This window comes from Brevundimonas sp. SH203 (assembly GCF_002157625.1).
In the GTDB taxonomy this organism is placed as follows: domain Bacteria; phylum Pseudomonadota; class Alphaproteobacteria; order Caulobacterales; family Caulobacteraceae; genus Brevundimonas.
Window position 1 is genome coordinate 1 of sequence record NZ_BDMM01000002.1, and the last position, 23622, is coordinate 23622.

Consider the following 23622-nt stretch of genomic DNA (forward strand, 5'->3'; position numbering starts at 1 on the left):
CGGCCGGGCGGCGGCCACGGCCGGCGGGCGACGCTGGGGCGCGGGTTTCGGCGGCGCGGCCGACGCGGCGGCGGCCGGGGCGTCCGGCTTCGGCGACGGCTCGGGTGCGATGATCCGGGCGGGCGGCGGCGGGGGAGGCGGATCGACCAGCTCCACCATCACCAGGGGCGGCTCAGTCGCCTCGGGCGCGACCGGCGTCTGGGCGGCGATCAGCAGACCCAGCCCCAGATGCGCCGCCAGGATCGGCGTCGCCGCCAACGCCCATCGCCGTGTCCGCGCCGGTCTCAATCGCCCATCCGTGATGCGGCCGACAGCCTGTGTCGCATGGTCATCGCAACGAAACGCCTGTAAAAAATCACGACAGGCCGTTGAAAACATCCGCGCGCGTCAGGAAAGAGGCGCTGGGCCGAATACAACCGGGCGGCGTTTCAGATTTCATTGAGATCAATCGGCCCGCCATACGGCATGGCCGTCGGCGGACCAACGCTGCATCTCGCTCTCCGGTTCCATGATCTGGTGAAAATCTGCGAAATCCAGGCGCCGGCTTATGGTCAAGCTGACATCTTCCCGCCCAAAGCACGTCATTACTCCGCCTTTCAGCCTACGCCATTTTCATCTGGCGCATGAACTGGGCGTGGCGCCCCCGGCAAGAAGGAGACAGAACTTGAGCAGATCGAAACTCAGGACGGCGGTCGTCGGCGGCGCCCTCATCGCCCTCGGCTTTGCGGCCAGCGGCTGCGCCAGCCATCGTTTCGTGCGTGATCAGGTCGAAGTCGTCGACAACCGCGTGACCACCGTCGAAGGCACGGCCGGTCAGGCCCTGCAACGCGCCAACGACGCGCACAAACTGGCCGAGGGCAAGTTCCTCTATCAGGTCGTGCTGTCCGACGATTCCGTGAAATTCCCCACCGACGCGGCGGCCCTGTCGCCCGAGGCCGAGCAGCGCCTGGCCCAGTTCGCCCAGCGTCTGCAAAGCGAAAACCGCAACGTTTATCTGGAAATCCAAGGCTATACCGACTCGACCGGCACGCCCCAGCACAACGACGAACTGGGCCAGCAGCGCGCCGAGGCCGTGCGCCGCTTCCTGAACCGTCAGGGCGTGGCCCTGAACCGGATGGCGACCATCTCCTATGGTCAGGAACAGCCGGTCGCCTCGAACGACACGCCCGAAGGCCGGTCCCAGAACCGCCGCGTGACCATCGTCGTCCTGGCCTGATCGGTCTGGACGCCAGGATCGAAGGGGCGGTCGCAGAGATGCGGCCGCCTTTTTTCGTGTTCGCGCTTGGGTCGAACACAGGCCAAGTTTCCCGCGTCAGCGGGCGTCAGGGTTCGTGATTGTCCGACATTGCGAAGTCTCGGTCCATCACAACGCGCACAGGGGGACACAACGATCACAACGAAATCACGGACCTCGTCGTGTCCGCCGTGCCTCGTTGTGTACGTTGTGATGAACCCATCTGTCGCTCTAAAGCCCGCTATCGCGGGGAGTAATGCTCTAGGGCGTCAGAGTGTCGAGGAAGGCCGGCACGGCCTGCGTCGCCGGGCCATAGACGCCCTCGTCGAACAGGCGCGCGTCGGCGGTCGGCTCCAGATTGATCTCCACCGTCCGCGCTCCGGCCCGACGCGCCAGATCGACGAAGCCCGCCGCCGGATAGACCGCGCCCGAGGTGCCGATGGAGACGAACAGGTCGCAATGCGCCAGCGCCCGCTCGATCCGCGCCATCTCCAGCGGCGTCTCTCCGAACCAGACGATGTGCGGCCTCATCCACCCCTGCGGATGGTGGGGCGAGGCCTGATCCGCCGCCATGTCGCCCGTCCAGTCCATCACCGCGCCCGACCGGGTGCAGCGGCCTTTCAGCAGTTCGCCATGCATATGGATCAATTCGAACCCCTCGGCCGGCGGCGTGTCGGCGTGCGCCCGGTCGTGCAGATCGTCCACGTTCTGCGTCACCAGCAGGAAATCCCCCGCCCACCGCGCCGCCAGGTCCGCCAGCGCCCGATGCGCCGCATTGGGCCGAACCTCGGCCAACTGCCGCCGCCGCCGATTGTAGAAGTCCTGAACCAGGGCCGGGTCCGCCGCATAGCCTTCGGGCGTCGCCACATCCTCGATCCGATGGCCGCACCACAGACCGTCCGACGCACGAAACGTCGGCACCCCGCTCTCGGCCGATATGCCGGCGCCGGTCAGGACGACGAGGTTCATGCGGGGGCTCTCCGGGTGGACGACAGCCGATCATACAGCCAGTCGATCATGGCGCGCACCTTGGGCGGGACGTGGCGGGGATGGGGGTGGACGGCCCAGACGCCTTCGTCGGGCGGTCGGGCATCATCCAGCAGCGAGACGAGGGCGCCCGACGCCAGGGCCTCTGCCACATAGAAGTCCGGCAGTTGGCACAGGCCCAGCCCTTGCAAGGCCGCATCCAGCACCGCCGCGCCCGAATTGCAGCGCCAGCGGCCGACGGGGCGCAAGGTCACCTCGCGTCCCGCCTCGGTGAAACGCCAATGCTCGGCCGAGCCGATCAGCCCGTCGTGGCTGGCGATTTCGGACAGGTCGCGCGGCGCGCCCCGCTTCTCCAGATAGTCGGGACTGGCGCACAAGATCAGCCGCCGCGACGCCAGACGCCGCGCCATCAGCCGGGAATCGGTCAGATGCCCGAACCGCACCGCCAGATCATAGCCGTCGCCCACCAGGTCGCGCAGCCGGTTGTCCAGGTCCAGTTCGATCCGCAGTTCCGGGTTCTGGCGGGCGAAGGCGTTGACGGCGGGGGCGATGAACCGCTCGCCATAGGAGACGGAACAGGTCATCCGCAGCAGGCCGCGCGGGGCCTGGTCGTCGGGGCGGACGGCGGCCAGGGCCTCGTCCCGCTCGTCGATCAGCCGGCGGCAGCGGGTCAGGAAGTCGCGGCCCGCGTCGGTCAGTTCCACCCTGCGGGTCGTGCGGTGCAGCAGGCGCGTCTGCAGCCGGTCTTCCAGCCGCGCGATCTCGCGGCTGACGGCCGAGGTCGACAGACCCAGCCGACGCGCGGCGGCCGAGAAGCTGGCCTGTTCGGCGACAGCGGTGAATTCGTCGATCCCGTCCCAGCGGCTGCTCATGCGCGCTTTGGATCAGGATTGTTGCCGGGTGACAATAATGTTTTGCGTTTGTCGCGCTTTCCACGCCCAGCCTGAAGCGTAGAAGAAACCCCAATAAACTCACCGCCTGTCCCTCAAGCAGCGCGCCGCCGCGCGGCGAGCGATAGGGGCCTCCAGAGGACCTGAAATCATGAAAACCCGCGCCGCCGTCGCCTTTGAAGCCAAACGTCCGCTGGAGATCGTCGAGGTCGATCTGGAGGGGCCGCGCGCGGGCGAGGTGCTGATCGAGATCAAGGCCACCGGCATCTGCCACACCGACGCCTATACGCTGGACGGTCTGGATAGCGAGGGCCTTTTTCCGAGCATCCTGGGTCACGAGGGCGCGGGCGTGGTGGTCGAGGTCGGACCCGGCGTGACCTCGGTCGAGGTCGGCGATCACGTCATCCCGCTTTACACGCCCGAATGCCGTCAGTGTAAGTCGTGCCTGTCGCGCAAGACCAACCTCTGCACCTCGATCCGCGCAACGCAGGGCAAGGGTTTGATGCCCGACGGCACCTCGCGCTTCAGCTACAAGGGCCAGGCCATCGCCCACTATATGGGTTGCTCGACCTTCTCGAACTTCACCGTCCTGCCCGAGATCGCGGTGGCCAAGATCAGGAAGGACGCGCCCTTCGACAAGGCCTGCTACGTCGGTTGCGGCGTGACGACGGGCGTGGGCGCCGTGGTCAATACGGCCAAGGTCGAGCCGGGCGCCAACGCCGTGGTCTTTGGTCTGGGCGGCATCGGCCTGAACGTCATTCAGGGCTTGAAGATGGTCGGCGCCGACATGATCGTGGGCGTGGACATCAACGGCGACAAGGAAGAATGGGGCCGCCGCTTCGGCATGACCCATTTCGTCAATCCGAAAGATGTTTCAGACGTGGTGGCCCATCTGGTCGAACTGACCGGCGGCGGTGCGGACTACACCTTCGACTGCACCGGCAACACGGTGGTCATGCGCCAGGCGCTTGAGGCCTGCCATCGCGGCTGGGGTGAAAGCGTCGTCATCGGCGTGGCTGAATCCGGCAAGGAGATCGCCACCCGCCCGTTCCAACTGGTGACGGGCCGCGTCTGGCGCGGTTCGGCCTTCGGCGGCGCGCGCGGCCGCACCGACACGCCCAGGATCGTCGACTGGTACATGGACGGCAAGATCGAGATCGACCCGATGATCACCCACACCTTCGGCCTGGAAGACATCAACAAGGCTTTCGACCTGATGCATGAGGGCAAGAGCATCCGCAGCGTCGTGGTCTTCTGATCGACTTGCGGTGCGCCCGGGTTCGTTGTCTATGGAAACGGACTTGGATTAGGGAGGTTTGACCATGTTCACCCACGTCACCGTCGGCGCAAACGACGTCGAGGCGTCGCGCCGGTTCTATGACGCCGCGCTCGGCGCCCTGGGCGTCGAACCCGGGCAGGGGCCGGACCCCAAGGGACGATACTGGTGGCGGACGCGGCTGGGCGCCTTTGCGGTGGGCAAGCCCATCGACGGCGAACCGGCCTGCCACGCCAACGGCGGCACCATCGGCTTCTACGCCAAGGACGCCGACGCGGTTCAGGCCTTCCATGACGCGGGGGTCTCCGCCGGCGGCCGCGCCATCGAAGACCCGCCCGGCGAGCGCAACGGTCCGTTCGGCGCGCTGATCCTGGCCTATCTGCGCGACCCCGCCGGCAACAAGATTTGCGCCATGCACCGAAAGAGCGCCTGAATGGAAACCACGAAGACCCACGTCGTCCACGGCGGAACCCTGCGCTATCTGAAGCACGACAGCGCGACGACGGGCACGCCCATGACCCTGTCGGTCTTCGTTCCCGCCGGAGAAGGACCGTTTCCGGTCCTGATCTGGCTGTCCGGTCTGACCTGCACAGAGGACAATTTCACCACCAAGGCGGGGGCCTATGCCGCCGCCGCCGAACATGGCGTCATCGTCGTGGCGCCCGACACCTCGCCGCGCGGCGAAGGCGTGGCGGACGATCCCGCCTATGATCTGGGGCAGGGGGCGGGCTTCTATCTGGATGCGACGCAGGCGCCCTGGGCGCCGCATTTCCGCATGGAGACCTATGTCGTGGACGAGTTGATCGCCATGATCGACGCGAACTTCCCGACCACCGGCGCCCGCGCGATCAGCGGCCATTCCATGGGCGGCCACGGCGCCCTGACCCTGGCGCTGAACCACCCCGACCTGTTCCGTTCCGTCTCCGCCTTCGCCCCCATCTGCTCGCCGACCCGCTGCCCCTGGGGCGAAAAGGCCTTCACCGCCTACCTTGGCGACGACCGCGCCGCCTGGGACCGCCACGACGCCGCCCGGCTGATCGAAAGCGGCGCCGCGCGCGGCGTTTATGACGACATCCTGATCGACCAGGGCGACGCCGACAGTTTCCTGACCGACCAGCTGAAGCCCGACCTGCTGCAGGCCGCCGCCGACGCTGCCGGCCAGAAGATCACCCTGCGGATGCAGCCCGGCTACGACCACTCCTACTTCTTCATGACCACCTTCATCGCCGACCACATCGCCTTCCACGCCGAGCGGTTGAAGACCTGATTCAACCCTGATCGTCATCCTCGCCCTTGTGGCGAGGAGCCATAAACTCCGCTTTCGAAGGGCCGAAACGGCTTTCATGGATACTATGCCCAAGAGGCGCCGCCAGGAGTATGGATCCTCGCCACAAGGGCGAGGATGACGGGCATGGGGTAGGGGCGCGCCGAATCTTGGGGGCTTCCTCGCATCATCTGTCCCCATGGCTGCCCCAATGCTACAGGGGCGCCATGAGCGCTCTCGACCCTTACGAACCCCTGTTTTCCGCCCTGTGCCGCGAGGTGGGCTTCTGCCTGCACGAAAAGGGTCAGAAGCGGGTGGTCGAGGCTCTGCCCAAGGGGCTGGACGCCGCCGTTCGCGCGGTCTTCGCCGCCGAGGGCGTGGACGAGCCCAATGCGCCGGGCGATCTGAAGCGGGCGGTGCGCGACTGCCTGAAGGCGAACTTGCCAGCTTGACCGTTCCGGGCCGATAAGTCGGAACGAATCCCGGCTTTGTCGCTTGGGTTTTACGAACGGGCGCCTATCTGCTGCCCATCAAGATCTGTCGCGAGAGGAACCTCCCATGGCCTTCACCCTGCCCCCGCTGCCCTACGCCTATGACGCGCTGGAGCCGGCCATCGATAAGGAGACGATGACCTTCCACCACGACAAGCATCACCAGACCTATGTCGACAATCTGAACAAGGCCGTCGACGCCGACGCCAGCCTGCAGGGCAAGTCGCTGGAAGACATCTTCGCCAGCATGTCCAAGGCCCCCAAGGCCGTGCGCAACAACGGCGGCGGCCACTGGAACCACAGCCTGTTCTGGGAACTGCTGGCCCCGGCCGATCAGGCCGGCGAGCCCTCGGCCGAGCTTAAGGCCGCCATCGACGCAGACCTGGGCGGGATGGACAAGTTCAAGGAAGACTTCAACGCCGCCGGCGCCGCGCAATTCGGTTCGGGCTGGGCCTGGCTGATCGTTCAGGACGGCAAGCTGAAGATCACCTCGACCCCCAACCAGGACAACCCGCTGATGGACGTCGCCGACGAGAAGGGCGCCGTCGTTCTGGGCGCCGACGTCTGGGAACACGCCTACTATCTGAAATACCAGAACCGCCGCGCCGACTATCTGAAGTCGTTCTGGACGGTGGTGAATTGGAACAAGGTCAACGAACTCTACGCCGCGGCCAAGTAAGCCCCGACCGGGATCACGATACGACGACGCCCGCCGGACCCCCGGCGGGCGTTTTCATGTCCGGCCGCCAACTGCGGCTCAGATGCGCAAATCGATACCGACCGGCATCAGGTCCTGCATCCGCTCGGCGTGGTGGCGGCGCACCATCCGGCGCTGGCGCAGCATTTCGTGGATGCCGTCGGCCAGTTCCAGCAACTGACCGTCGGTCAGCGGTTCGACCAGATCGACCAGCTGGCGTTTCAGCGTCTCGAAACCGTGGTCCGACAGGCCGGTTTGAAAGCTTTTGTCTTCGCGATGCATTCCACGCCTCCTTGTCTGGATACAGGCTTCGGTTGCGACACCTGGCGAAATGGGCGGGGCGACGCCTTCGTTCCCGGCCATCGTGCTTAACGGCCGCCGAGCCTTGCCGCTGAGCGCCCCAACCCTGTACGCCTTGACTCTGCGGGCTGGTCTGGCCATAAGCGCCGCCTTCCACGTCCGCCGGTTCGCCGCCGGGCGCGGTCATGACGGAAGATGCGTGGACCGCCGTTGAGATCGCATTCCCAATCCAGGGGATGCCGGGCCGTATCGTCGAAAAGAGAATAGAATGTCCAAGCGCCACAGCGCCAAGTACAAGATCGACCGGGCCATGGGTGAAAACCTGTGGGGCCGCTCCAAGTCGCCGGTCAACAAGCGTTCCTACGGCCCCGGCCAGCACGGCCAGCGCCGCAAGTCCAAGGTTTCCGACTTCGGCCTGCAGCTGAAGGCCAAGCAGAAGCTGAAGGGCTACTACGGCAACATCACCGAGAAGCAGTTCGCCAAGACCTATGACGAGGCCGCCCGCCGCAAGGGCAACACCTCGGAAAATCTGATCGGCCTGCTGGAATCGCGCCTGGACGCCATCGTCTATCGCGCCAAGTTCGTCCCGACCGTCTGGGCCGCCCGCCAGTTCGTCAGCCACGGCCACGTTCTGGTCAACGGCAAGAAGGTCGACATCGCCTCCTACCGCGTGAAGCCGGAAGACGTCGTCACCGTGAAGGAAAAGTCGCGCAACATGGCGCTGGTGCTTGAAGCCCAGCAGTCGTCGGAACGCGACGTGCCGGACTATCTGGAACTGTCGGACCGCTCGTTCTCGGTGCGCTACGTTCGCGTGCCGGAACTGTCGGACGTGCCTTACGCCGTCAAGATGGAACCGAACCTGGTCGTCGAATACTACGCTTCGTAAGTCGGGTTTCGACCGATTGAGTTTGAGGGGCCCCGGATTCGTCCGGGGCCCTTCGTTTTTCACCCTGTTCCCTTCCGGGGCGAACAGGCGCACTCTGGGTCATCGGGCCTGGAGATCTGGGGAGGTCGTCGGTTGAGCGGCTCCATCGTCGAACGCATCGTCCTGGTCGCCGCCGCGACCTGCGCGGCCGTCCTGTCCGGTTGCGCCACGTCCGAGCCGACCGTCTCGACGCGCGGAATGCCGGGCCAGCTGGAATCCATCCACGCCGCGACCTTCACCAAGGACGAGGCCATCTTCTGGGTCAGCTCCAACGGCTGCACCAAGAAGGACGATCTGATCCCCATCGTCAGCCTGCGGGACGGCCAGGCCGTCATCACCCTGCGTCGCATCGACGAGGATAAGTGCCGTCAGGATCTGGTCGAAGGGGTCGAGCTGAAGTGGTCCTTCCAGGAACTGGGCCTGACCCCCGGCGCGCCGGTCAGCGTCAACAACCCCTACCAGCTGCCGCGGTCCTGACTCCGACGGCCGGCTCGCCGGCGACAGGAATTCGTTAAGCCTGTTCGGGCGCGACTGGTTAAGTCTCCTTCGTTAGCAAGCGGGACTGTTTCGTTGCGTCTTGTGGCTTTCATGCGTTTCTTCACCTGCCTGACCGGCGACCACAATCTGTGGCTGGTCGGTCTCGCCGCCGCGCTTTGCCTGATCGGCTCCATCATCACCTTCCGGCTTTTCCGGCGCCTGCGCGCGGCCGAGAAGGGCGCCCGCCCGGCCTGGACCTTCATGGGGGCGATCGCGACGGGGGCGACCATCTGGTGTACCCATTTCGTGGCCATGATCGCCTATGAGCCGGGGACGGCCATCCGCTACGAGCCCATGCTGACGGGCCTGTCGCTGGGCGTGGCGATGCTGGGCAGCGGCCTGGCCCTGTGGGTCGCCTCGCGCGCCATGCGCGGGGCCGCCGAACTGGGCGGAGTGCTGTTCGGCCTGACGGTGACGGCCATGCACTATACCGGCATGGCGGGGTTCGCGACGGATGCGGTCATCCACTGGTCGACGGCTTATGTCGGCGCCTCCGTGGCGGGGGCGGTGGTCTTCGGCGGCCTGGCCTTCCATCTGGCGCGGCGTCCCGGAAAGCTGGGGCCGGTCGTCCTGATGGTCCTGGGCATCGTGGCCCTGCATTTCACCGGCATGGCCGCCATGACGGTGATCCCGCTGGCGCCCCTGACGGATGCGAGCGTCGGCGACAGCGCCAATGTCGCCCTGGCCTTCGCCGTCGCGGCCGTGGGCCTGATGATCCTGGGCGCCGGCGTCGCCACCTATGTTCTGGACCTGCAGTTCCGCATCCAGGCCAAGGCGCGGCTGGAGCATCTGCTGGAAGGCAGCGTGGACGGCATGGTGGTCGCGCAGGACGGCGTGGTCCTGTCCGCCAACGCCGCCTTCGCCGATCTGGTCGGCGTCGATCACGGCGCCCTGGTCGGCGAACCCCTGTCCCGCTGGATCGCCGACGCCGCCCATCTTCGCACGGGCGCCCTGACCCAGTCCCGCATCGCCGGCCCGGCGGGGGCCGAGATTCCGGTCGAGATCGCCGTCCGTCGCGACGGCGGCCATGCGGTCGAGAGCGACATCATGATCTATGCGGTGCGCGACCTGCGCACCCGCCTGGCCCAGGAGCGTCGCATCGCCCATCTGGCTCGCAACGACAGCCTGACGGGCCTGCCCAATCGTTCGTCCTTCCTGGAATGGCTGACGCGCCAGACCGCCGATCCCGTCCCGTCCGGCAAGGTGGCCCTGCTGGCCATGGACATGGATCGCTTCAAGGAGGTCAACGACGTCCACGGCCACGCCGCCGGCGACCAGTTGTTGATTCAGGTCGCCGAGCGAATGCGCGCGACCCTGCGTCCCGGCGAGTTCGTGGCCCGCCTGGGCGGGGACGAGTTCGTCGCCGTCGTGCCGGTCCAACATCGCGAGGACGCCCTGGACCTGGCCGAACGCCTGCGCGACGCCGTCACGGCGCCGGTCGTTCTGGACCATGCCGAGGTGTCCTGCGGTCTCAGCGTCGGCATCGCCGTCTGGCCCGACGACGCCGACAACGCCTCGGCCCTGATCAACGACGCCGACTTGGCCATGTATCGGGCCAAGGCGTCTCTCAGCGTCGACATCTGTTTCTACGAGGAAGAGATGGACGAGGCGGTTCGCGTCCGCCGCCGCATGGCCCAGCAGATGCGCGAGGCGCTGGATCAGGGCCAGTTCAGCCTGAACTGGCAAATCCAGGCCGCGGTCGATACCGGCGCCGTCACCGGCTATGAAGTGTTGCTGCGCTGGATACAGCCGGACGGGACGTTCGTCTCGCCGGCCGACTTCATCCCCCTGGCCGAGGAAAACGGCCTGATCCTGCCGATCGGCGAGTGGGTGCTGCGCACCGCCTGCGCCGAGGCGGCCGCCTGGCCCGTACCGCACAAGATCGCCGTCAATCTGTCGCCGGTCCAGCTGGGTCACGTCGATCTGCCGCGCCTGGTGCATCAGGTTCTGATCGAAACCGGCCTGTCGCCCTCGCGGCTGGAGCTGGAGATCACCGAGACGGCCATGATCACCGACATGGAGCGCACGACCCATGTGCTGCGCCAGCTGAAGCTGCTGGGCGTCTCCATCGCCATGGACGACTTCGGCACCGGCTATTCCTCCCTGTCGACCCTTCGGGCCTTCCCGTTCGACAAGATCAAGCTGGACCGCTCCTTCATGTCCGAACTGGACGGCGGGCCGGAATCCGCCGCCATCATCCGCGCCGTCCTCGCCCTGGGCGAAAGCCTGCATATCCCGGTCCTGGCCGAGGGGGTGGAGACGCTGGATCAGCTCAGCTTCCTGCGCGACCAGGGGTGCGACGAGGTTCAGGGCTATCTGCTGGGCCGGCCGCAAAAGACCGCCGAAGCCGAGGTCCAGCCCGCCGCCCGCGTCCTGTGGAACCCCGACAGGGTCACGGCCGCCGCCTGACGGACCGAAAGCGCGAGGATCGTCATTCGGGGCAGGGCGGGTGATCGCCTTTCCGATTGTTCATCCAGCTTGCCGATAATTCACGTGTGCGGACACGACCCGCGCGGCACAAAGGGTCAAGCTTTCAAAGGGGAACCCAAATGCTTCGTCTCGCCATCGCCATCGCCATCGCCGCGCCTCTGCTGTCGGGCTGCATCATCGTCTCGACCGAAAAGCCGACTACGCGTGTCATCACCGCCCCCGCCGCAGGTCAGTGATGCGCGGTCTTGTGAAGGGTCTGGCGGTCGCGGCTTTGGTCGCGCCGCTGCTGTCGGCCTGCGTCATCTATGACAGCGACGCGGGCGAGAAGGTTTCGGTCAATCTGGCCCGCAACGACGCCCCGCCGGCCGAGGCCATCCGCGAGGCCCGTTTCGCCGACGGCGCCCTGGTCGCGCGCGTCGATTCCAATGGCTGCACCCAGGCGTCGGATTTCGAGGTGGCGGTTTCGGACGGCTCGCCCGCCGAGATCACCCTGCACCGCACCAAACAGGATCTGTGCAAGGCCCTGGTCCCCAACGGCGTCGAACTGCGCTGGACCTACGCCGACCTGGGCCTGGACCCCGGCACGCCCGCCCGCATCCTCAATCCGCTGAAGTAAAAAACGAAAGGGCGTCCTTGCGGACGCCCTTCGCCAGTCACTCCCTTTCGGGAAACGGACACTCTTTCAAGGCCGCGTGTAGATTGAAGATGGTCGTTGCCGAATGACCTGTCAACCCGTGGGTGTGTTTGTCGCTGGAAGCTGCGGCATCCACTTCTGGATCAGACGCAGGATTCGATTGAACTCATCCTCCGACAGACGGGGAATGACAGAGCCGCGCAACGGCTCAAGCCGTTTGGTGCTGACGGTATAGAGGTGGTTGCACACCACCCAGGAATCCCTTGCGCCGTCCGGCTGAAAAGACAGTTTGTGCGCCCATTTGGCGCTCGCGCCTTGCTGCGGGTCGGTCGAGGTCGGCACGACCAGCGCAACGCCATGAAGACTGTTCTTGTAGGAAATGACCACGACAGGACGTTTCTTTCCCATCTCGGGCGTGGTCGAGTCTGTCCAGAAGTCGCACCAGTACATCTGCCGGATGGCTGGCGCAGCCTTGATCTTCAAGGATGGATCATGTTGCAAATACACGTGCCCCGACAATCATGGGCATCATGATTTTCAATCATGGGTGATGTCAATGGCAACCTTGGGGCAGTTTCCCTCAGGCTTCAGCCGCCTGTCGCCTCGAACACGCTCAGCATCTCTGGCGGAATGCGCTGGGGCCTCAGGGTTCCGGCGTTCACCAGAACCCATTCGGTGACGCCCTGGGCGCAGACGCGGCCCTCGCCGTCCTCGATGCGGACATAGCGGTTGAAGCGCGGCCCCTGCGGCTCTCCGACCCAGGTGCGGGCGACCACGCCCACGGCGTCGGGCGCGATGCCGCGCAGGTAGTCGATCTCGTGCCGGGTCGCGACCCACGACCATTTCGCCCGCGTCGCTTCGTCGAAGCGGGCGTTCCAGTGGGCCGTGCCCGCGTCCTGCAGCCAGCCGACATAGACGACGTTGTTGACGTGGCCGTTGGCGTCGATGTGTTCGAGCCGCACGTCCAGCGGCACGACGAAGACCTCGCGGTCCTCGCGCGGGGTCAGGGTCTTCCTGGCCATCAGGCCTCGCCGAGCGGAACGCCCTTTTCGGCCATCAGGGCCTGAAGTTCGCCGGCCTGGAACATTTCGCGGATGATGTCCGATCCGCCCACGAACTCGCCCTTCACATAGAGCTGCGGAATGGTGGGCCAGTCGGTGAAGGTCTTGATGCCTTCGCGCAGGGCTTCGTCCTGCAGCACGTCCACGCCCACGAAGGCGGCGCCCACGTGATCCAGGATCTGCACCGCCAGGGACGAGAAGCCGCAGCGCGGCTGATCGGGCGTGCCCTTCATGAACAGCACCACGTCGTGCTGGGCGACGGTGTCGCCGATGAAGGCGTGGACGGGATCGGCGGCTTGAACGGTGTCGGTCACGGGAAGGGCCTTTCGTGAAGCCCGTCAGCTAGGGAGCGCGACGCGCGCGGTCAAGGCGTCCGCGACGTTCTGCATCGTCCTGAGTCGCGATCAGGCGGCGGCGTTGGCCGCCATGCGGGCCATCTCGATCTGCGCGGCCAGGCCCGGCGGCATGTCCCGCTCGGGCGCGGCGGCCAGCAGCGCCAGCCGGTCGGTGTCGATCGGCGCGACAATCACGCTGGACACCGACGGGTCGGTCAGGACGTAGGACAGGCAGATGGTCTCCGCCGTCCAGTTCGGGGTGCGGTACAGGAAGCCGAAGGCGTCCTTCTTTGGCGTATTCGCCGGCCGCTTGCCGCCGCCCAGGCCGAACAGTCCCTTCTTGAACACCGGCGCGTCCGGCTCGCGCGAGCGGCGGTCGATGTAGAAGTCATAGGCGAAGACGGCCATGTCCTGTTCGCGCGCCGAGCGGATACGGTTGCGGATGGACCAGCCGGCGTTGATGTCGAACGGGGTCAAAAGGGCGTCGAACGCCCCGGTGGAGACATAGGCGTCCATCACCGGCCCGCCGCCGGCGATGCCCAGGAGCCGGATGCGCCCGGTCTTTCGCAGCGCCTTCAGCGCCGCCAGCGACGACTGCGCCAGCTCGGTCTCGCCCGGTTCGTGCAGAACGGCCATGTCGATCCAGCCCAGGCCCGAGAAATGCAGCACCCGATCGATGGCGCCGGTCATCCCCTCGGCCGAGAAGTCGCGGACCGGGCCCTGCTGGCCGTCGCCGACGCCCAGAGTCACGCTGACCTGGACCAGTTCGCGCTCCACATGGGACAGGGCCTCGCCCAGCACCTCGGCCGCGACCGGATCGGCGGTCTCCAGCCGGTAGCTGTTGATCCCCGCCTCCAGCGCCGAATACAGCAGGTCCAGCCCCGCCGCCCGCCCGCGCGCCAGCGCCGCCGCCCCGAAGCTGAGCGTCAGGTTCGAGATCGCGGCGCCCGAGGCGCCGAACGGGCGATAGCGCATGGCTCTATCCCTCCTTGGCCGGCGCGGAGGTTTCCAGCGCCAGGGCGTGCAGTTCGCCGCCCATCTGTCCCTTCAGCGCCGCATAGACCATCTGGTGCTGACGCACGCGCGGCGCCCCGGAAAAGGCGCTGGACACGATGCGGGCGCGGTAATGGTCGCCGTCGCCGGCTAAATCCTCAATGGCGATCTCGGCGTCGGGAAAGGCCTCGACCAGATGCTGGCGCAGCGTTTCGACGGACATGGGCATGGGAAGACTCTTGCGAACTTTCGCCGCCAGACTGCCCGATAAACCTTAATGGCGGCCTACGTCGCCGCGCGCTCGAACAGCTGGACCCGATGGTCCTTGTAGGTCGTCACCCCATAGGCGCGAAAGCCGACGCGGGCCGCCAGCTTCAACGAGGCCAGGTTCTCCGGCGCGATCATGCAGACGGTGCGCGCCATGCCCGCCGCCTCGGTCCAGGCCAGGGCCGCCGAAACCGCCTCGGCCGCATATCCCATGCCCTGAAACGCCGGCGCCACGCCCCATCCCAGCTCCGGCGCGTCCAGAGCGGGCTCCAGCTCGCGGCGATAGTCCAGCACCCCGACGCTGCCCACATAGGCGCCGCCGTCCTTCAGCCGGATCGACCAGTTGCCATGCCCCAGCGCCGTCCAGTGGCCGATGTCGCGCAGCAACCGGAACCACACCTCCTCAGCCCCCAGCGCCCGCCCCATGATGTGGCGGGTGAAGTCCTCGTTGGACCACAGGCCGATCAGGTCGTCGAAATCGGTCGTCGCGGCCGGCTTCAGCACCAGTCGTTCGGTCGTCAGAACGGTGTCGATCACATCAGCCCCAGTTGCTTCAGACTGGCCACCCCGTCGCGGCCGACGACCAGATGGTCGTGAACCTCGACGTTAAGCGCCCGCCCGGCCTGCACAACCTGTTTCGTCATCTCGACGTCGGCGCGGCTGGGCGTGGGGTCGCCCGACGGATGGTTGTGGACCAGGATCAGGGCGCTGGCCGACAGCTCCAGCGCCCGCCGCACCACCTCGCGCGGATAGACCGGCGCATGATCCACCGTGCCCCGGTTCTGCACCTCGTCCAGGATCAGCTGGTTCTTCTTGTCCAGATACAGAACCCGGAACTGCTCGCGGGGCTCGTGCTGCAGGGCGACGCGCACATAGGCCAAGAGCGCCGTCCAAGACGAGATCACGGCGCGTTTGGCGGCCGGCTCGCGCGCGATGCGCCGCGTCACGTCGAAGATCAACTGCAGGTCCAGCGCCACCGCCCGCGTCGCCTTGCCGGCGACATAGCCCATGGACCGCGCGACCTGATCCTCGACCGCCTCGTGGCTGGCCGCCCCGATCCCCTCCAGCCCGCCGAACCGCGCCAACAAGTCCTTGGCCAGCGGCTTGGTGTCCTTGTAGGGCACGCTGCGGAACAGCAGCAGCTCCAGCAACTCATAGTCGGGCAGGGCGCCCAGTCCGCCCTTCGCCGCCCGCTCGCGCAGCCGGTCGCGATGACCGCTGTGGCGGGGCTGGCTTCGAGAGTTGGACTCCGCCTCGACCTTTCCCATGCTCCGATCCTATCTGCTCCCATCTGGGGTCAGGCTTAAACGGGGCGTAGCGACGAATGCAACCATAACGACATGGCGATGCCGTCTTCAGGTCTTTTGGGCGGCGTCCAATCGCCACTGCGGCCAGCCGCTGATCGTGACGGCGCGCAGAAGCCATTCCACCGGGCCATATCGCCATCGCTTCAACCACCATCGGCTGAGCGCCAACTGCGCGACGTAGATCGCCACCGCTAGAGTCAGGACCTGCGCCAAGCCCATGTGATTGAGCAACCGCAATCCGTATCCATGAAAGATCAGAGCGCAGGCGACGGACTGCATCAGATAGTTGCTCAGGGCCATTCGACCGGCGCTGGCCAGATATTGGATCGCCGCGCCCATCCGTCCTGAATCGAAGATCAGGAAAAGGCCGGACGCCATCGCGAGGCTGAGCAGGGGCGCTGTCAGGATCGAAAGCCCAAGGGCGGCCGTTTCCCAGGCCGTGCCGGGAAGGAACTGGGTGGCGACGGCATAGGCGGCGGCGCCCGGCAGTCCGATCAACAGGCCGACCAGCAGGCTAATGCGCAGTGTGGGCTGATAGGATTGCGGCGTTTCAAGAAACCGTCTGCGTCCCAGCATGAACCCGATCAGGAACATGGCGAAGGCGCACGGCGCCTGCAGCATCATAAGCAGCGGCGCGAACTCGGCCAGGTCCGACAGGTGTTGGCGCATGATCGAGGCTGGACTGTCGCGATACGCCGTCGCGGCCCGCCGCGCAGTTTGTTCGATCAGGACGGGATCAGTCGTTGACGGCGCCTGGGCCTGCAAGGCCGCAAGCGCCAGCCACAGGCAGGCGGTCAGAACGATTAGGATGACAGCGCCCGCGATCAGCCACCGGTCCTGGACCTTGTAGAAGACCAGAAGCACAAGTCCCAGAAGCGCGTAGGTGGTCAGAATGTCCCCGTGAAAGAACAGCACGGCATGCATCAGGCCGATGACGAACAGGCCCGCCTGGCGCCGCAAAATCCGAGGGAAGAACGACGCTCTTGCCTTCGCAGCCGACTGCATCTGCAGTGTCAGGCTGTATCCGAACAGAACCGAAAACAGCAGGTAGAATTTCAGCTCGAACACGCCGGAGACGATCAGCCCCAGGGTCACGTCCAGGCCAGACCTGGCTGCATCGGCCACGCCCTCTCCATAGCGGGTGGACGAGAAGGCCAGGATGTTGACCAGCAATATGCCGAACAGGGCGAAGCCGCGCAGGGCGTCCAGATTGATGATGCGCCGCACCTCAGTCATGGTCAGGCGTCGCATTGAGGCCCAGAACCATGGCCAGCACCTTGCGCAGGGGCGCCCGTTCGGCCTCGGGATCAAAACTGCTGTTCGACGACACGCGGCTGAAGACGCCGTCGATCATCAGCATCAACAGATCGGCTGTCTGGCGTTCCGACAGCATAGGCTTTGCGGCGCCGACCGCCACGGCCCTGGCCACCAGACTCTCCAGTCCGTTGGACAGACATGAATCCTGATCGCGCACCAAGGCCGCGACCGCCTGATCGCGTGCCGCCTCCGCCGCGATCTCAAGGATCAAACGGGTCTCGGCGCCGTCGCTGGCCAAGGACAGGATGTCGTCCATGAACCCCAACACGGCCTCGGCGGCGTCCGCTTCTTTCACCAGCAGGTCGAGGTGCGACTGAAGTCTCTGGCCCTGATCCTCGACCACGGCCAGCATCAGCGCCCTCTTGTTCTCGAAATAGTGGAACAGCTTGCCTGAGCTCACGCCGGCCTTGGTGCAGACCGTCTGGATGCTGGCGCCGTGAAAACCCAGTTCGGCGACACAGGCGCGGGCCGCTTCCACGATCGCCTCGCGTCGGGCCGCGTGTTTGTCAGGATCAATCGTGCGCACTATCGGGCTATTAAAATAAACAGAGTGATCGGTTTATTAATTGGGCAAACAAGTTTGTCCAGCGCCAGATTGATCATTTTCAGAAAAGAACGGTCAGTTCGGCCGGAACAGTCCCGCCGGCGACACGGTGAAGATTTCTAGCCCGTCTTCGGTCACGCCGATGGTGTGTTCGCACTGGGCGGACAGGGATTTGTCGCGGGTCACGGCGGTCCAGCCGTCGGACAGCACCTTCACCTGCGGCTTGCCCAGGTTCACCATCGGTTCGACGGTGAAGAACATGCCGGGCTTCAGAACCGCGCCCTCGCCGCGACGGCCGTAGTGCAGGACGTTGGGGCTGTCGTGGAAGACGCGGCCGATGCCGTGGCCGCAGAAGTCGCGCACCACGCTCATGCGCTGGGCCTCGACGAACTTCTGGATGGCGAAGCCGATGTCGCCGAACGTATTGCCCGGCTTGACCTGTTCCAGGCCCAGTTCCAGCGACTGATAGGTGACGTCGATCAGGCGTTTGGCGCGGGCGTTGATCTCGCCGACCGCATACATGCGGCTGGAATCGCCGTGCCAGCCGTCGACGATGACGGTGTGGTCGATGTTGACGATGTCGCCGTCCTTCAGAACCTTGTCGCCGGGAATGCCGTGGCAGACGACGTGGTTGATCGAGGTGCAGACGGTCTTCTCATAGCCCTTGTAGCCCAGGCAGGCGGGCAGGCCGCCGTGGTCCAGGGTGAACTCGCGCACCAAGTCGTCGATCTCTCCGGTCGTCACGCCCGGTTTCACATGGGCGGCGATCATGTCCAGGGCTTCGGCGACCAGACGGCCGGCCTTGCGCATCCCCTCGAAATCTTCGGGGGCGTGGACGCGGATGGCGCTGGAACGGACCAGGACGTCGGTTTCCAGTTCGGGCGTTTCGTACATGGGGACTTCGATCAGGCTTGAAGGCGGAGCGTGTTGCAGATGGCCCTTATATCATGGATGCACAAGGCGATCTTGGGGCGAGGGGTGGCGGCAAGGAAATCCGCGATCAGCGTTCGGTGCGCGGTTTCCGCTGCGTAAGTTCGTGATTTGACGAAGGCTTCTTGCCGCAACGGAACCTCTCGCGGGTGTGATCTTGTGCAGCTTTTGCGACACAGTTTCGCCCGGATCGGAGCAGAGAGCGGCCATGCATGCAACGCTTTCCGGTCGAAAGCGCTGCGGCAACGTCTCTCCCCCGACACCCCACCGCCGCGTTGATGGCGGGGGCCTACTTAGGAAGTATCCATGACCTCCAGGAACATCGCTCGCATGGGCGGCATCGCCCTGACCTCCGCCCTTCTGGCCGGCGTCGCCGCCCCCGCCATGGCCGGCTCCTTCTACGTTCAGGAACAGTCGACCCGCGCCCAGGGTCGCGCCAACGCCGGCGTCGGCGCCGACAAGGGCGTCCAGTCGCTGTGGTGGAACCCCGCCGCCATCGCCGGCACCCAGCGCGAAGTCTATATGGGCATGCACGGCCTGATCCTGGATTCCAGCGTCGACGACCGCGGCTCCAGCCTGACCTACAACGTCCCCGTCACCGGCCTCGGCGTGGTCAGCCGCACCTATCCCGTCAACGGCGATCCGCACGTTCATGACGTGGTCGAAAGCGGCATCGTGCCGAACTTCGCCATCTCGACCCCGATCGGCGACCGCTTCAACGTCGGTCTGGCGGTCCAGGCGCCCTACAACTTCACCACCAAATATCTGCCGGACGACTTCGCCCGCTACGACGCCCTGACCTCGGAACTGCGCTCGGCCAACGTCAGCCTGGTCGCCGCCGCCAAGGTCACGGACTGGCTGGACATCGGCGCGGGCTTCGACGCCCAGTACGCCAAGGCCACCCTGTCCTCGGCTCTGCCGAACGCGCCGATCCCGGCCGTCCTGTCGCCCGCCTATGTGATCTCGCCCTCCACCGACGGCCGCAACCAGCTGGAGGGCGACGGCTGGAACTACGGCTGGAACGCCGGCGCCCAGATGCACTTCGGCAAGCTGGACCTGGGTCTGTCGTACCGTTCGGAAATCAAGCACGAGCTTGACGGCACGGTGAACATCTCGGGCCTGACCGGGGTTCTGGCCGGCGCCAACGTCTCGGCGGACGGCACGGCCAAGTTCACCACGCCGTGGTACGCCACCATCTCTGCCCGTTACGCCGTCAACGACCGCCTGACCCTGAACGCCCAGGTCAACCAGATCGGCTGGAGCAAGTTCGACGCCATCCGCGTCAACTACGGCGCCACCGGCGCCTCGACCATCGTTCAGGACTATGACGACGTCACCACCGGCGCGGTCGGCTTCGACTACAAGATCGATCCGACCATGACCTTCCGCGCGGGCGTCGGCTACGACCCGACCCCGACCCCGGACGATCACCGCACCGCCCGCATCCCCGACGGCGACCGCTGGCTCTATGCCGCCGGCCTGTCCAAGACCGTGGGTTCGATGACGTTCGACGGCGCCGTGACCTATATCGACATCAGCGACGCCGCGATCAACGACACCCGCGACGTCTATGGCAACGGCCTGGTCGTCTCCAACCTGCGCGGCGACGCGCGGGGCAACGGCGTCGGCTTCTCGCTGGGCGCCAGCTGGAACTTCTAAGGTCCGCACACCCCTGACATGAGAACGGCGGCTCCCGCAAAGGAGCCGCCGTTTTTAGTTCGTCCGCCTTTTCTCCGCGTCATCCTCGGGCTTGACCCGAGGACCGGGCGCGGATCGGGCTGTGTGTCGGTTCAGGCGCAATGCGTCAGAACCGCCGGCCCTCGGGTCAAGCCCGAGGGTGACGGCCGGGAAAACTCACCCCTTGGCCGCGCCGTAACCCTTGCCGCCGTTCGACGGGCGGCGGCGGGGGCGGCGCTTCATCTCGCCTTCGGGACGCGGCTCCGACTTGCGCGTATCGGCCTGGCGGGGTTCGCGCGGCGTGGTCTTCTCGCCGGCCATCGGGTTGTAGGTCTTTTCGGGACGCGGGGCCGCCGCTTCGCCGCCGGGGCGGTTGCGGCGCTGGCGGTGGGGCTGACCGCCGCCTTCCGGGCGCACGCCGTCGCGGTGCGGGTTGCGACGCCCGCGACCGCCCCGGCCGCCTTCGTTGCGTTCGCCGCCCTCGCGTTCCGGCAGGGTCGCCTTCTTGGCCACGCCCGCCGACATGATGGAGGCGTCCAGCGCCGCCAGCTGTTTGTCGTTGCGGCGATCGGCGGCCGGAATCTTCTGGCGCGTGACCTTTTCGATGTCGCGCAGCAGCTTCATCTCATCGCCCGCCACGAAGCTGACGGCCGTGCCGTCCTTGCCCGCCCGCGCGGTGCGGCCGATGCGGTGGACGTAGCTTTCCGGCACGTGCGGCAGTTCGAAGTTCACCACGTGCGAGACGCCGTCCACGTCGATGCCGCGCGCGGCGATGTCGGTGGCGACCAGCACCCGCAGCTTGCCCTTCTTGAAGGCTTCCAACGTGCGCTCACGCTGGGGCTGGGACTTGTTGCCATGGATGGCGCCGGCCTCGACGCCGCCGGCTTCCAGATAGGCCGCGACCTTGTCGGCGCCGTGCTTGGTCTTGGTGAAGACCAGGCAGCGCGTGTATTCGGGGTCGCTGAACATCTCGGTCAGCAGGGCGCGCTTCCTGCCCTGTTCGATATAGACGACCGACTGGCTGATGCGCTGCACGGTGGTCGATTGCGGCGTGACCTGGACCTTGACCGGGTCCTTCAGCAGTTCGCCCGCCAGCTTGCCGATCTCGCCGGGCATGGTCGCCGAGAAGAACAGGTTCTGGCGCTTGGCCGGGATCTTGGAGACGATCTGGCGGATCGGCTTGATGAAGCCCAGGTCCAGCATCTGGTCGGCCTCGTCCAGCACGAAGATCTCGGTCGAGGACAGGTCAAGGTTCTTCTGCTGGATGTGGTCCAGCAGGCGGCCGGGCGCGGCGATCAGGATGTCCAGACCCTGTTGCAGGGCCCGCTCCTGGGCGCCGTATTTCACGCCGCCGAAGATCACGGCGACCCGGAAGCCCAGGTGCGCGCCGTAAGCCTTGAAGCTGTCGCCGATCTGGGTGGCCAGCTCACGCGTGGGGCTCAGGACCAGCACGCGCGTCGTGCGCGGCCGGGGCGGAATGCGGTTCTCGGCCAGGCGATGCAGGATCGGCAGGGCGAAGGCGGCGGTCTTGCCGGTGCCGGTCTGGGCGATGCCCAGCAGATCCTTGCCGGCCATGACGTCGGGGATGGCCTTTTCCTGGATCGGCGTCGGCTTGGTGTAGCCGGTCGAGGCCAGGGCCTGCAGCAGGGCCTTGTTCAGGCCCATGGATTCGAATGTGGTGCTCACAGCAGTATCTTTCGCGTAGCGGCAGGGCGCGATCAGCCATGGCATGACGCCGTCGGGCCGCGCACCGCCAGTCCCGACGGGGCCTGGGGGAGGAGGCCTGCGGGGTGGATCGGGCGCCGCCCCGCGTGTCCGGGCAGCGAATGGATATGAGGGGCCGGCGGCTTCTACAGACAGGTCCGGGTGGGACCCACACGCGCTGGAGACGCCGGAGATCGCGATTGTGCGACGCCGCGCAAATGGGCGCTTATCGCCGATAAGTCAACTGCGACGCCCCTCAGGGCGCGTATCGTATCGCCGCCTCGGGCAGGCCGTCGGGCAGGCCGATGGCCGCGCGCCAGTCCTCGGGATGCAGCCGCGCCATCTCCAGATCCAGCCACGCCAGCGGCTTCAGCGTCCCGTCCGCGTCCCAGAACCGCTCGGCCCACGGCTGCCCCGTCTCGATCGCCCGCGCCCGGTCCCTCGCCGTCGCCTCGGGCCCCAGATGCGTCGCGCGCCAGTGATACAGCCACGGAATATGCCAGTGCGGCGCCTGCATCAGCCGCTCGTCCGTCATCGCCGCCGCCAGACATTCCGCCAGCGCCCGCGCGTCCTCCAGCTGGGCGTTGAAGGCGTCGCGCCGCGCCTGGATATGCCGGTCCCAGCCCTCGGCCGGCTCGATCGGCCCCAGCGTCGGCTCGGGCCGTTTCCAGCCTTCCGCCTCGCGCCGCTTCCACAGGGCGTGAACCCCGACGTCATAGCGGGCGGCGACGGACCGCGCGGTCTCGCCGTCCTCCCACGCCTTCCTGACCTCGGCCCAGACGGCGTCCGGCCTGATCTTGCGATGTATGCCCTGGCTCATGGGGCAGGGGTGTCGCACGCCCCTGCGTCATCATCGGTCGCACCCGCGCCTCATGCACAGCTGGCGCGTGACCCCTGACATGTCGCGATGTGGAAAATCAAATCTCTAGCCTCGAAAATCGACCTTCTTCCGGCCTGGGGTAGAGACCGCCCCATAATGTCCGCATGGAAAAACGCCGCTACAAGATCAAACCGCCCGAGGTCTGGACCCAGGTCCGAAAGGACTATCTGTCCGGTCTCGACGCCAAGACCGTCGCCGCCCGCCACGACGTGACCGAGGCCTCCATCCGCGCCCGCGCGACGAAGGAGGGCTGGTCCCGCCATCCGCGCAGCGAGGCCGCGACGCCTGCGCTCCAGCCCCTGTCGCCTCAGGACGCGGCCGACCTGTCGCCCGACGACCCCAATGATCCCGCCGCCCTGGCCCGCGCCGCCGCCCAGGCCTCGGGCCGCGCCCTGCACGCCCAGGACTTCGCCCAGGCCCGCGCCCTGGCGGCGCTGGCCGAGACCTATCGCAAACTGGCCGACCGCGACGGCCCCGGCCGCGCCGCCCGCCTGACGGTGAAAAACGCCCCCCTGCAACTGATCTTCGACATCCTGACCAATGAGGCCGAGGCCGAGCGCCGCTTCGCCATGAACACCAGCGACAAGAGCGACTGGGAACTGCGCGGCCAATATTGGCAGGCGAAGCAGAAGCTGGAGCGCGCCAACACCGAATGGGGCCACGCCCAACTGGCCCGCCGCGTCCAGCTGGACCGCCGCATCGCCGCGCTGGAGGATCAGCTGCGCGCCGCCGGCCTCGACCCCGTCATCGAACGCGAACAGGACCGCCGCATCTCCCAGGGCCTCGACCTCTTCCTTGGCCCCCTGCGGGGGAGAGTGACGATGGAGGAGTGGGACAAGACGCTGGATGAGTTGTGAGGGCAGGTTCTTGAGAGCGAGGAGCGGGTCGAGAAAATTGACTCTGAAATCTTTGCTACTCAAAAAGTGGAGAACAAACCAAGAA

General features: G+C 66.5%; 27 protein-coding genes and 1 pseudogene. 12 read left to right on the forward strand and 16 right to left on the reverse strand.

The features are described from left to right. Positions 1 to 288, reverse strand: a pseudogene (locus SH203_RS03905) (hypothetical protein); the annotation flags it as partial. 376 nt (positions 289 to 664) lie between these two features. Here SH203_RS03905 and SH203_RS03910 point away from each other — a divergent pair. Further along, positions 665 to 1216, forward strand: a complete 552-nt coding sequence (locus SH203_RS03910; protein WP_087119573.1) for an OmpA family protein — start codon at positions 665 to 667, stop codon at positions 1214 to 1216. Positions 1217 to 1495: 279 nt separating this feature from the next. Here the strand turns inward: SH203_RS03910 and SH203_RS03915 are convergent, their stop codons facing one another. Both SH203_RS03915 and SH203_RS03920 read right to left on the reverse strand, forming a co-directional pair. Then, entirely contained in the window at positions 1496 to 2203 is a 708-nt protein-coding gene (locus SH203_RS03915) for an NAD-dependent deacylase (RefSeq protein ID WP_087119574.1), read from the reverse strand. Continuing rightward, positions 2200 to 3093, reverse strand: a complete 894-nt coding sequence (locus SH203_RS03920) for a LysR family transcriptional regulator (protein ID WP_087119575.1) — start codon at positions 3091 to 3093, stop codon at positions 2200 to 2202. The genes SH203_RS03915 and SH203_RS03920 overlap by 4 nt, the downstream gene beginning before the upstream one ends. A 169-nt stretch (positions 3094 to 3262) precedes the next feature. On the opposite strand from SH203_RS03920, the gene SH203_RS03925 reads away from it, so the two are divergent. The 5 genes from SH203_RS03925 (at position 3263) to SH203_RS03945 (ending at position 6821) form a co-directional block, all read left to right on the forward strand. Next, positions 3263 to 4369, forward strand: a complete 1107-nt coding sequence (locus tag SH203_RS03925; protein WP_087119576.1) for an S-(hydroxymethyl)glutathione dehydrogenase/class III alcohol dehydrogenase — start codon at positions 3263 to 3265, stop codon at positions 4367 to 4369. Positions 4370 to 4433: 64 nt separating this feature from the next. Beyond that, positions 4434 to 4820 carry a VOC family protein gene (locus SH203_RS03930; protein ID WP_087119577.1) on the forward strand — a complete coding sequence of 129 codons (387 nt, stop codon included), beginning with the start codon at positions 4434 to 4436 and terminating at the stop codon, positions 4818 to 4820. Then, positions 4821 to 5654, forward strand: a complete 834-nt coding sequence (fghA, locus tag SH203_RS03935; protein ID WP_087119578.1) for an S-formylglutathione hydrolase — start codon at positions 4821 to 4823, stop codon at positions 5652 to 5654. It begins immediately after the preceding gene. Between the two features lie 224 nt (positions 5655 to 5878). After that, complete coding sequence (locus tag SH203_RS03940; protein ID WP_087119579.1) at positions 5879 to 6103, forward strand: hypothetical protein; 225 nt, start codon at positions 5879 to 5881, stop codon at positions 6101 to 6103. Positions 6104 to 6209: 106 nt separating this feature from the next. Beyond that, on the forward strand, positions 6210 to 6821 hold the full coding sequence (locus SH203_RS03945) for a superoxide dismutase (protein ID WP_087119580.1): 612 nt from the start codon (positions 6210 to 6212) through the stop codon (positions 6819 to 6821). Between the two features lie 78 nt (positions 6822 to 6899). Here SH203_RS03945 and SH203_RS03950 read toward each other — a convergent pair whose 3' ends face one another. Then, the gene (locus SH203_RS03950) at positions 6900 to 7121 is read right to left on the reverse strand and encodes a hypothetical protein (RefSeq protein WP_087119581.1); all 222 of its coding nucleotides are present in this window, start codon (positions 7119 to 7121) and stop codon (positions 6900 to 6902) included. A 286-nt stretch (positions 7122 to 7407) separates the two neighbouring features. Here SH203_RS03950 and rpsD point away from each other — a divergent pair, with 286 nt between their 5' ends. From rpsD to SH203_RS03970, 4 genes are all read left to right on the forward strand, one after another. Further along, positions 7408 to 8025 (forward strand): 30S ribosomal protein S4, encoded by a 618-nt coding sequence (rpsD, locus tag SH203_RS03955; protein ID WP_017504690.1) that lies wholly within the window; start codon positions 7408 to 7410, stop codon positions 8023 to 8025. A 132-nt stretch (positions 8026 to 8157) separates the two neighbouring features. Next, entirely contained in the window at positions 8158 to 8541 is a 384-nt protein-coding gene (locus tag SH203_RS03960; RefSeq protein ID WP_087119582.1) for a hypothetical protein, read from the forward strand. A 111-nt stretch (positions 8542 to 8652) separates the two neighbouring features. After that, positions 8653 to 11010 carry an EAL domain-containing protein gene (locus tag SH203_RS03965; protein ID WP_087119583.1) on the forward strand — a complete coding sequence of 786 codons (2358 nt, stop codon included), beginning with the start codon at positions 8653 to 8655 and terminating at the stop codon, positions 11008 to 11010. 256 nt (positions 11011 to 11266) lie between these two features. After that, on the forward strand, positions 11267 to 11647 hold the full coding sequence (locus SH203_RS03970; RefSeq protein ID WP_234989374.1) for a hypothetical protein: 381 nt from the start codon (positions 11267 to 11269) through the stop codon (positions 11645 to 11647). 111 nt (positions 11648 to 11758) lie between these two features. Here SH203_RS03970 and SH203_RS03975 read toward each other — a convergent pair whose 3' ends face one another. The 10 genes from SH203_RS03975 to map all read right to left on the reverse strand — a co-directional run bounded on the left by SH203_RS03975 (position 11759) and on the right by map (position 18383). Beyond that, positions 11759 to 12148, reverse strand: coding sequence for a type II toxin-antitoxin system PemK/MazF family toxin (locus tag SH203_RS03975; protein WP_143275680.1), 390 nt, complete (start codon positions 12146 to 12148; stop codon positions 11759 to 11761). Between the two features lie 104 nt (positions 12149 to 12252). After that, a complete protein-coding gene (locus SH203_RS03980) occupies positions 12253 to 12687 on the reverse strand; it encodes a thioesterase family protein (RefSeq protein WP_087119586.1) in 435 nt (144 codons plus the stop codon). After that, entirely contained in the window at positions 12687 to 13040 is a 354-nt protein-coding gene (gene grxD / locus SH203_RS03985; RefSeq protein WP_087119587.1) for a Grx4 family monothiol glutaredoxin, read from the reverse strand. Before grxD ends, SH203_RS03980 begins: the two co-directional genes overlap by 1 nt. A 90-nt stretch (positions 13041 to 13130) precedes the next feature. Beyond that, positions 13131 to 14036, reverse strand: a complete 906-nt coding sequence (locus tag SH203_RS03990; protein WP_087119588.1) for an aldo/keto reductase — start codon at positions 14034 to 14036, stop codon at positions 13131 to 13133. A gap of 4 nt (positions 14037 to 14040) precedes the next feature. Then, positions 14041 to 14283, reverse strand: a complete 243-nt coding sequence (locus SH203_RS03995; protein WP_087119589.1) for a BolA/IbaG family iron-sulfur metabolism protein — start codon at positions 14281 to 14283, stop codon at positions 14041 to 14043. Between the two features lie 56 nt (positions 14284 to 14339). Continuing rightward, a complete protein-coding gene (locus SH203_RS04000; RefSeq protein ID WP_087119590.1) occupies positions 14340 to 14858 on the reverse strand; it encodes a GNAT family N-acetyltransferase in 519 nt (172 codons plus the stop codon). Beyond that, positions 14855 to 15589: a DNA repair protein RadC gene (radC, locus tag SH203_RS04005; protein ID WP_087119591.1), complete on the reverse strand. Its 735-nt coding sequence runs from the start codon at positions 15587 to 15589 to the stop codon at positions 14855 to 14857. Before radC ends, SH203_RS04000 begins: the two co-directional genes overlap by 4 nt. Positions 15590 to 15676: 87 nt before the next feature. Beyond that, a complete protein-coding gene (locus SH203_RS04010; RefSeq protein ID WP_200808805.1) occupies positions 15677 to 16753 on the reverse strand; it encodes a DUF418 domain-containing protein in 1077 nt (358 codons plus the stop codon). A 103-nt stretch (positions 16754 to 16856) separates the two neighbouring features. Then, the gene (locus SH203_RS04015; protein WP_087119592.1) at positions 16857 to 17471 is read right to left on the reverse strand and encodes a TetR/AcrR family transcriptional regulator; all 615 of its coding nucleotides are present in this window, start codon (positions 17469 to 17471) and stop codon (positions 16857 to 16859) included. 93 nt (positions 17472 to 17564) lie between these two features. Then, on the reverse strand, positions 17565 to 18383 hold the full coding sequence (gene map, locus SH203_RS04020; RefSeq protein WP_087119593.1) for a type I methionyl aminopeptidase: 819 nt from the start codon (positions 18381 to 18383) through the stop codon (positions 17565 to 17567). A gap of 342 nt (positions 18384 to 18725) precedes the next feature. Between map and SH203_RS04025 the strand changes: the two genes are divergently transcribed. After that, positions 18726 to 20078, forward strand: coding sequence for an OmpP1/FadL family transporter (locus tag SH203_RS04025; RefSeq protein ID WP_234989375.1), 1353 nt, complete (start codon positions 18726 to 18728; stop codon positions 20076 to 20078). A gap of 195 nt (positions 20079 to 20273) precedes the next feature. Here the strand turns inward: SH203_RS04025 and SH203_RS04030 are convergent, their stop codons facing one another. Together SH203_RS04030 and SH203_RS04035 are read right to left on the reverse strand one after the other, a co-directional pair. Beyond that, positions 20274 to 21761 carry a DEAD/DEAH box helicase gene (locus SH203_RS04030; RefSeq protein ID WP_087119595.1) on the reverse strand — a complete coding sequence of 496 codons (1488 nt, stop codon included), beginning with the start codon at positions 21759 to 21761 and terminating at the stop codon, positions 20274 to 20276. Between the two features lie 295 nt (positions 21762 to 22056). Then, on the reverse strand, positions 22057 to 22620 hold the full coding sequence (locus tag SH203_RS04035; RefSeq protein ID WP_087119596.1) for a hypothetical protein: 564 nt from the start codon (positions 22618 to 22620) through the stop codon (positions 22057 to 22059). 164 nt (positions 22621 to 22784) lie between these two features. On the opposite strand from SH203_RS04035, the gene SH203_RS04040 reads away from it, so the two are divergent. Continuing rightward, positions 22785 to 23537, forward strand: a complete 753-nt coding sequence (locus tag SH203_RS04040) for a hypothetical protein (RefSeq protein WP_087119597.1) — start codon at positions 22785 to 22787, stop codon at positions 23535 to 23537. The last annotated feature ends 85 nt before the right edge of the window (positions 23538 to 23622 follow it).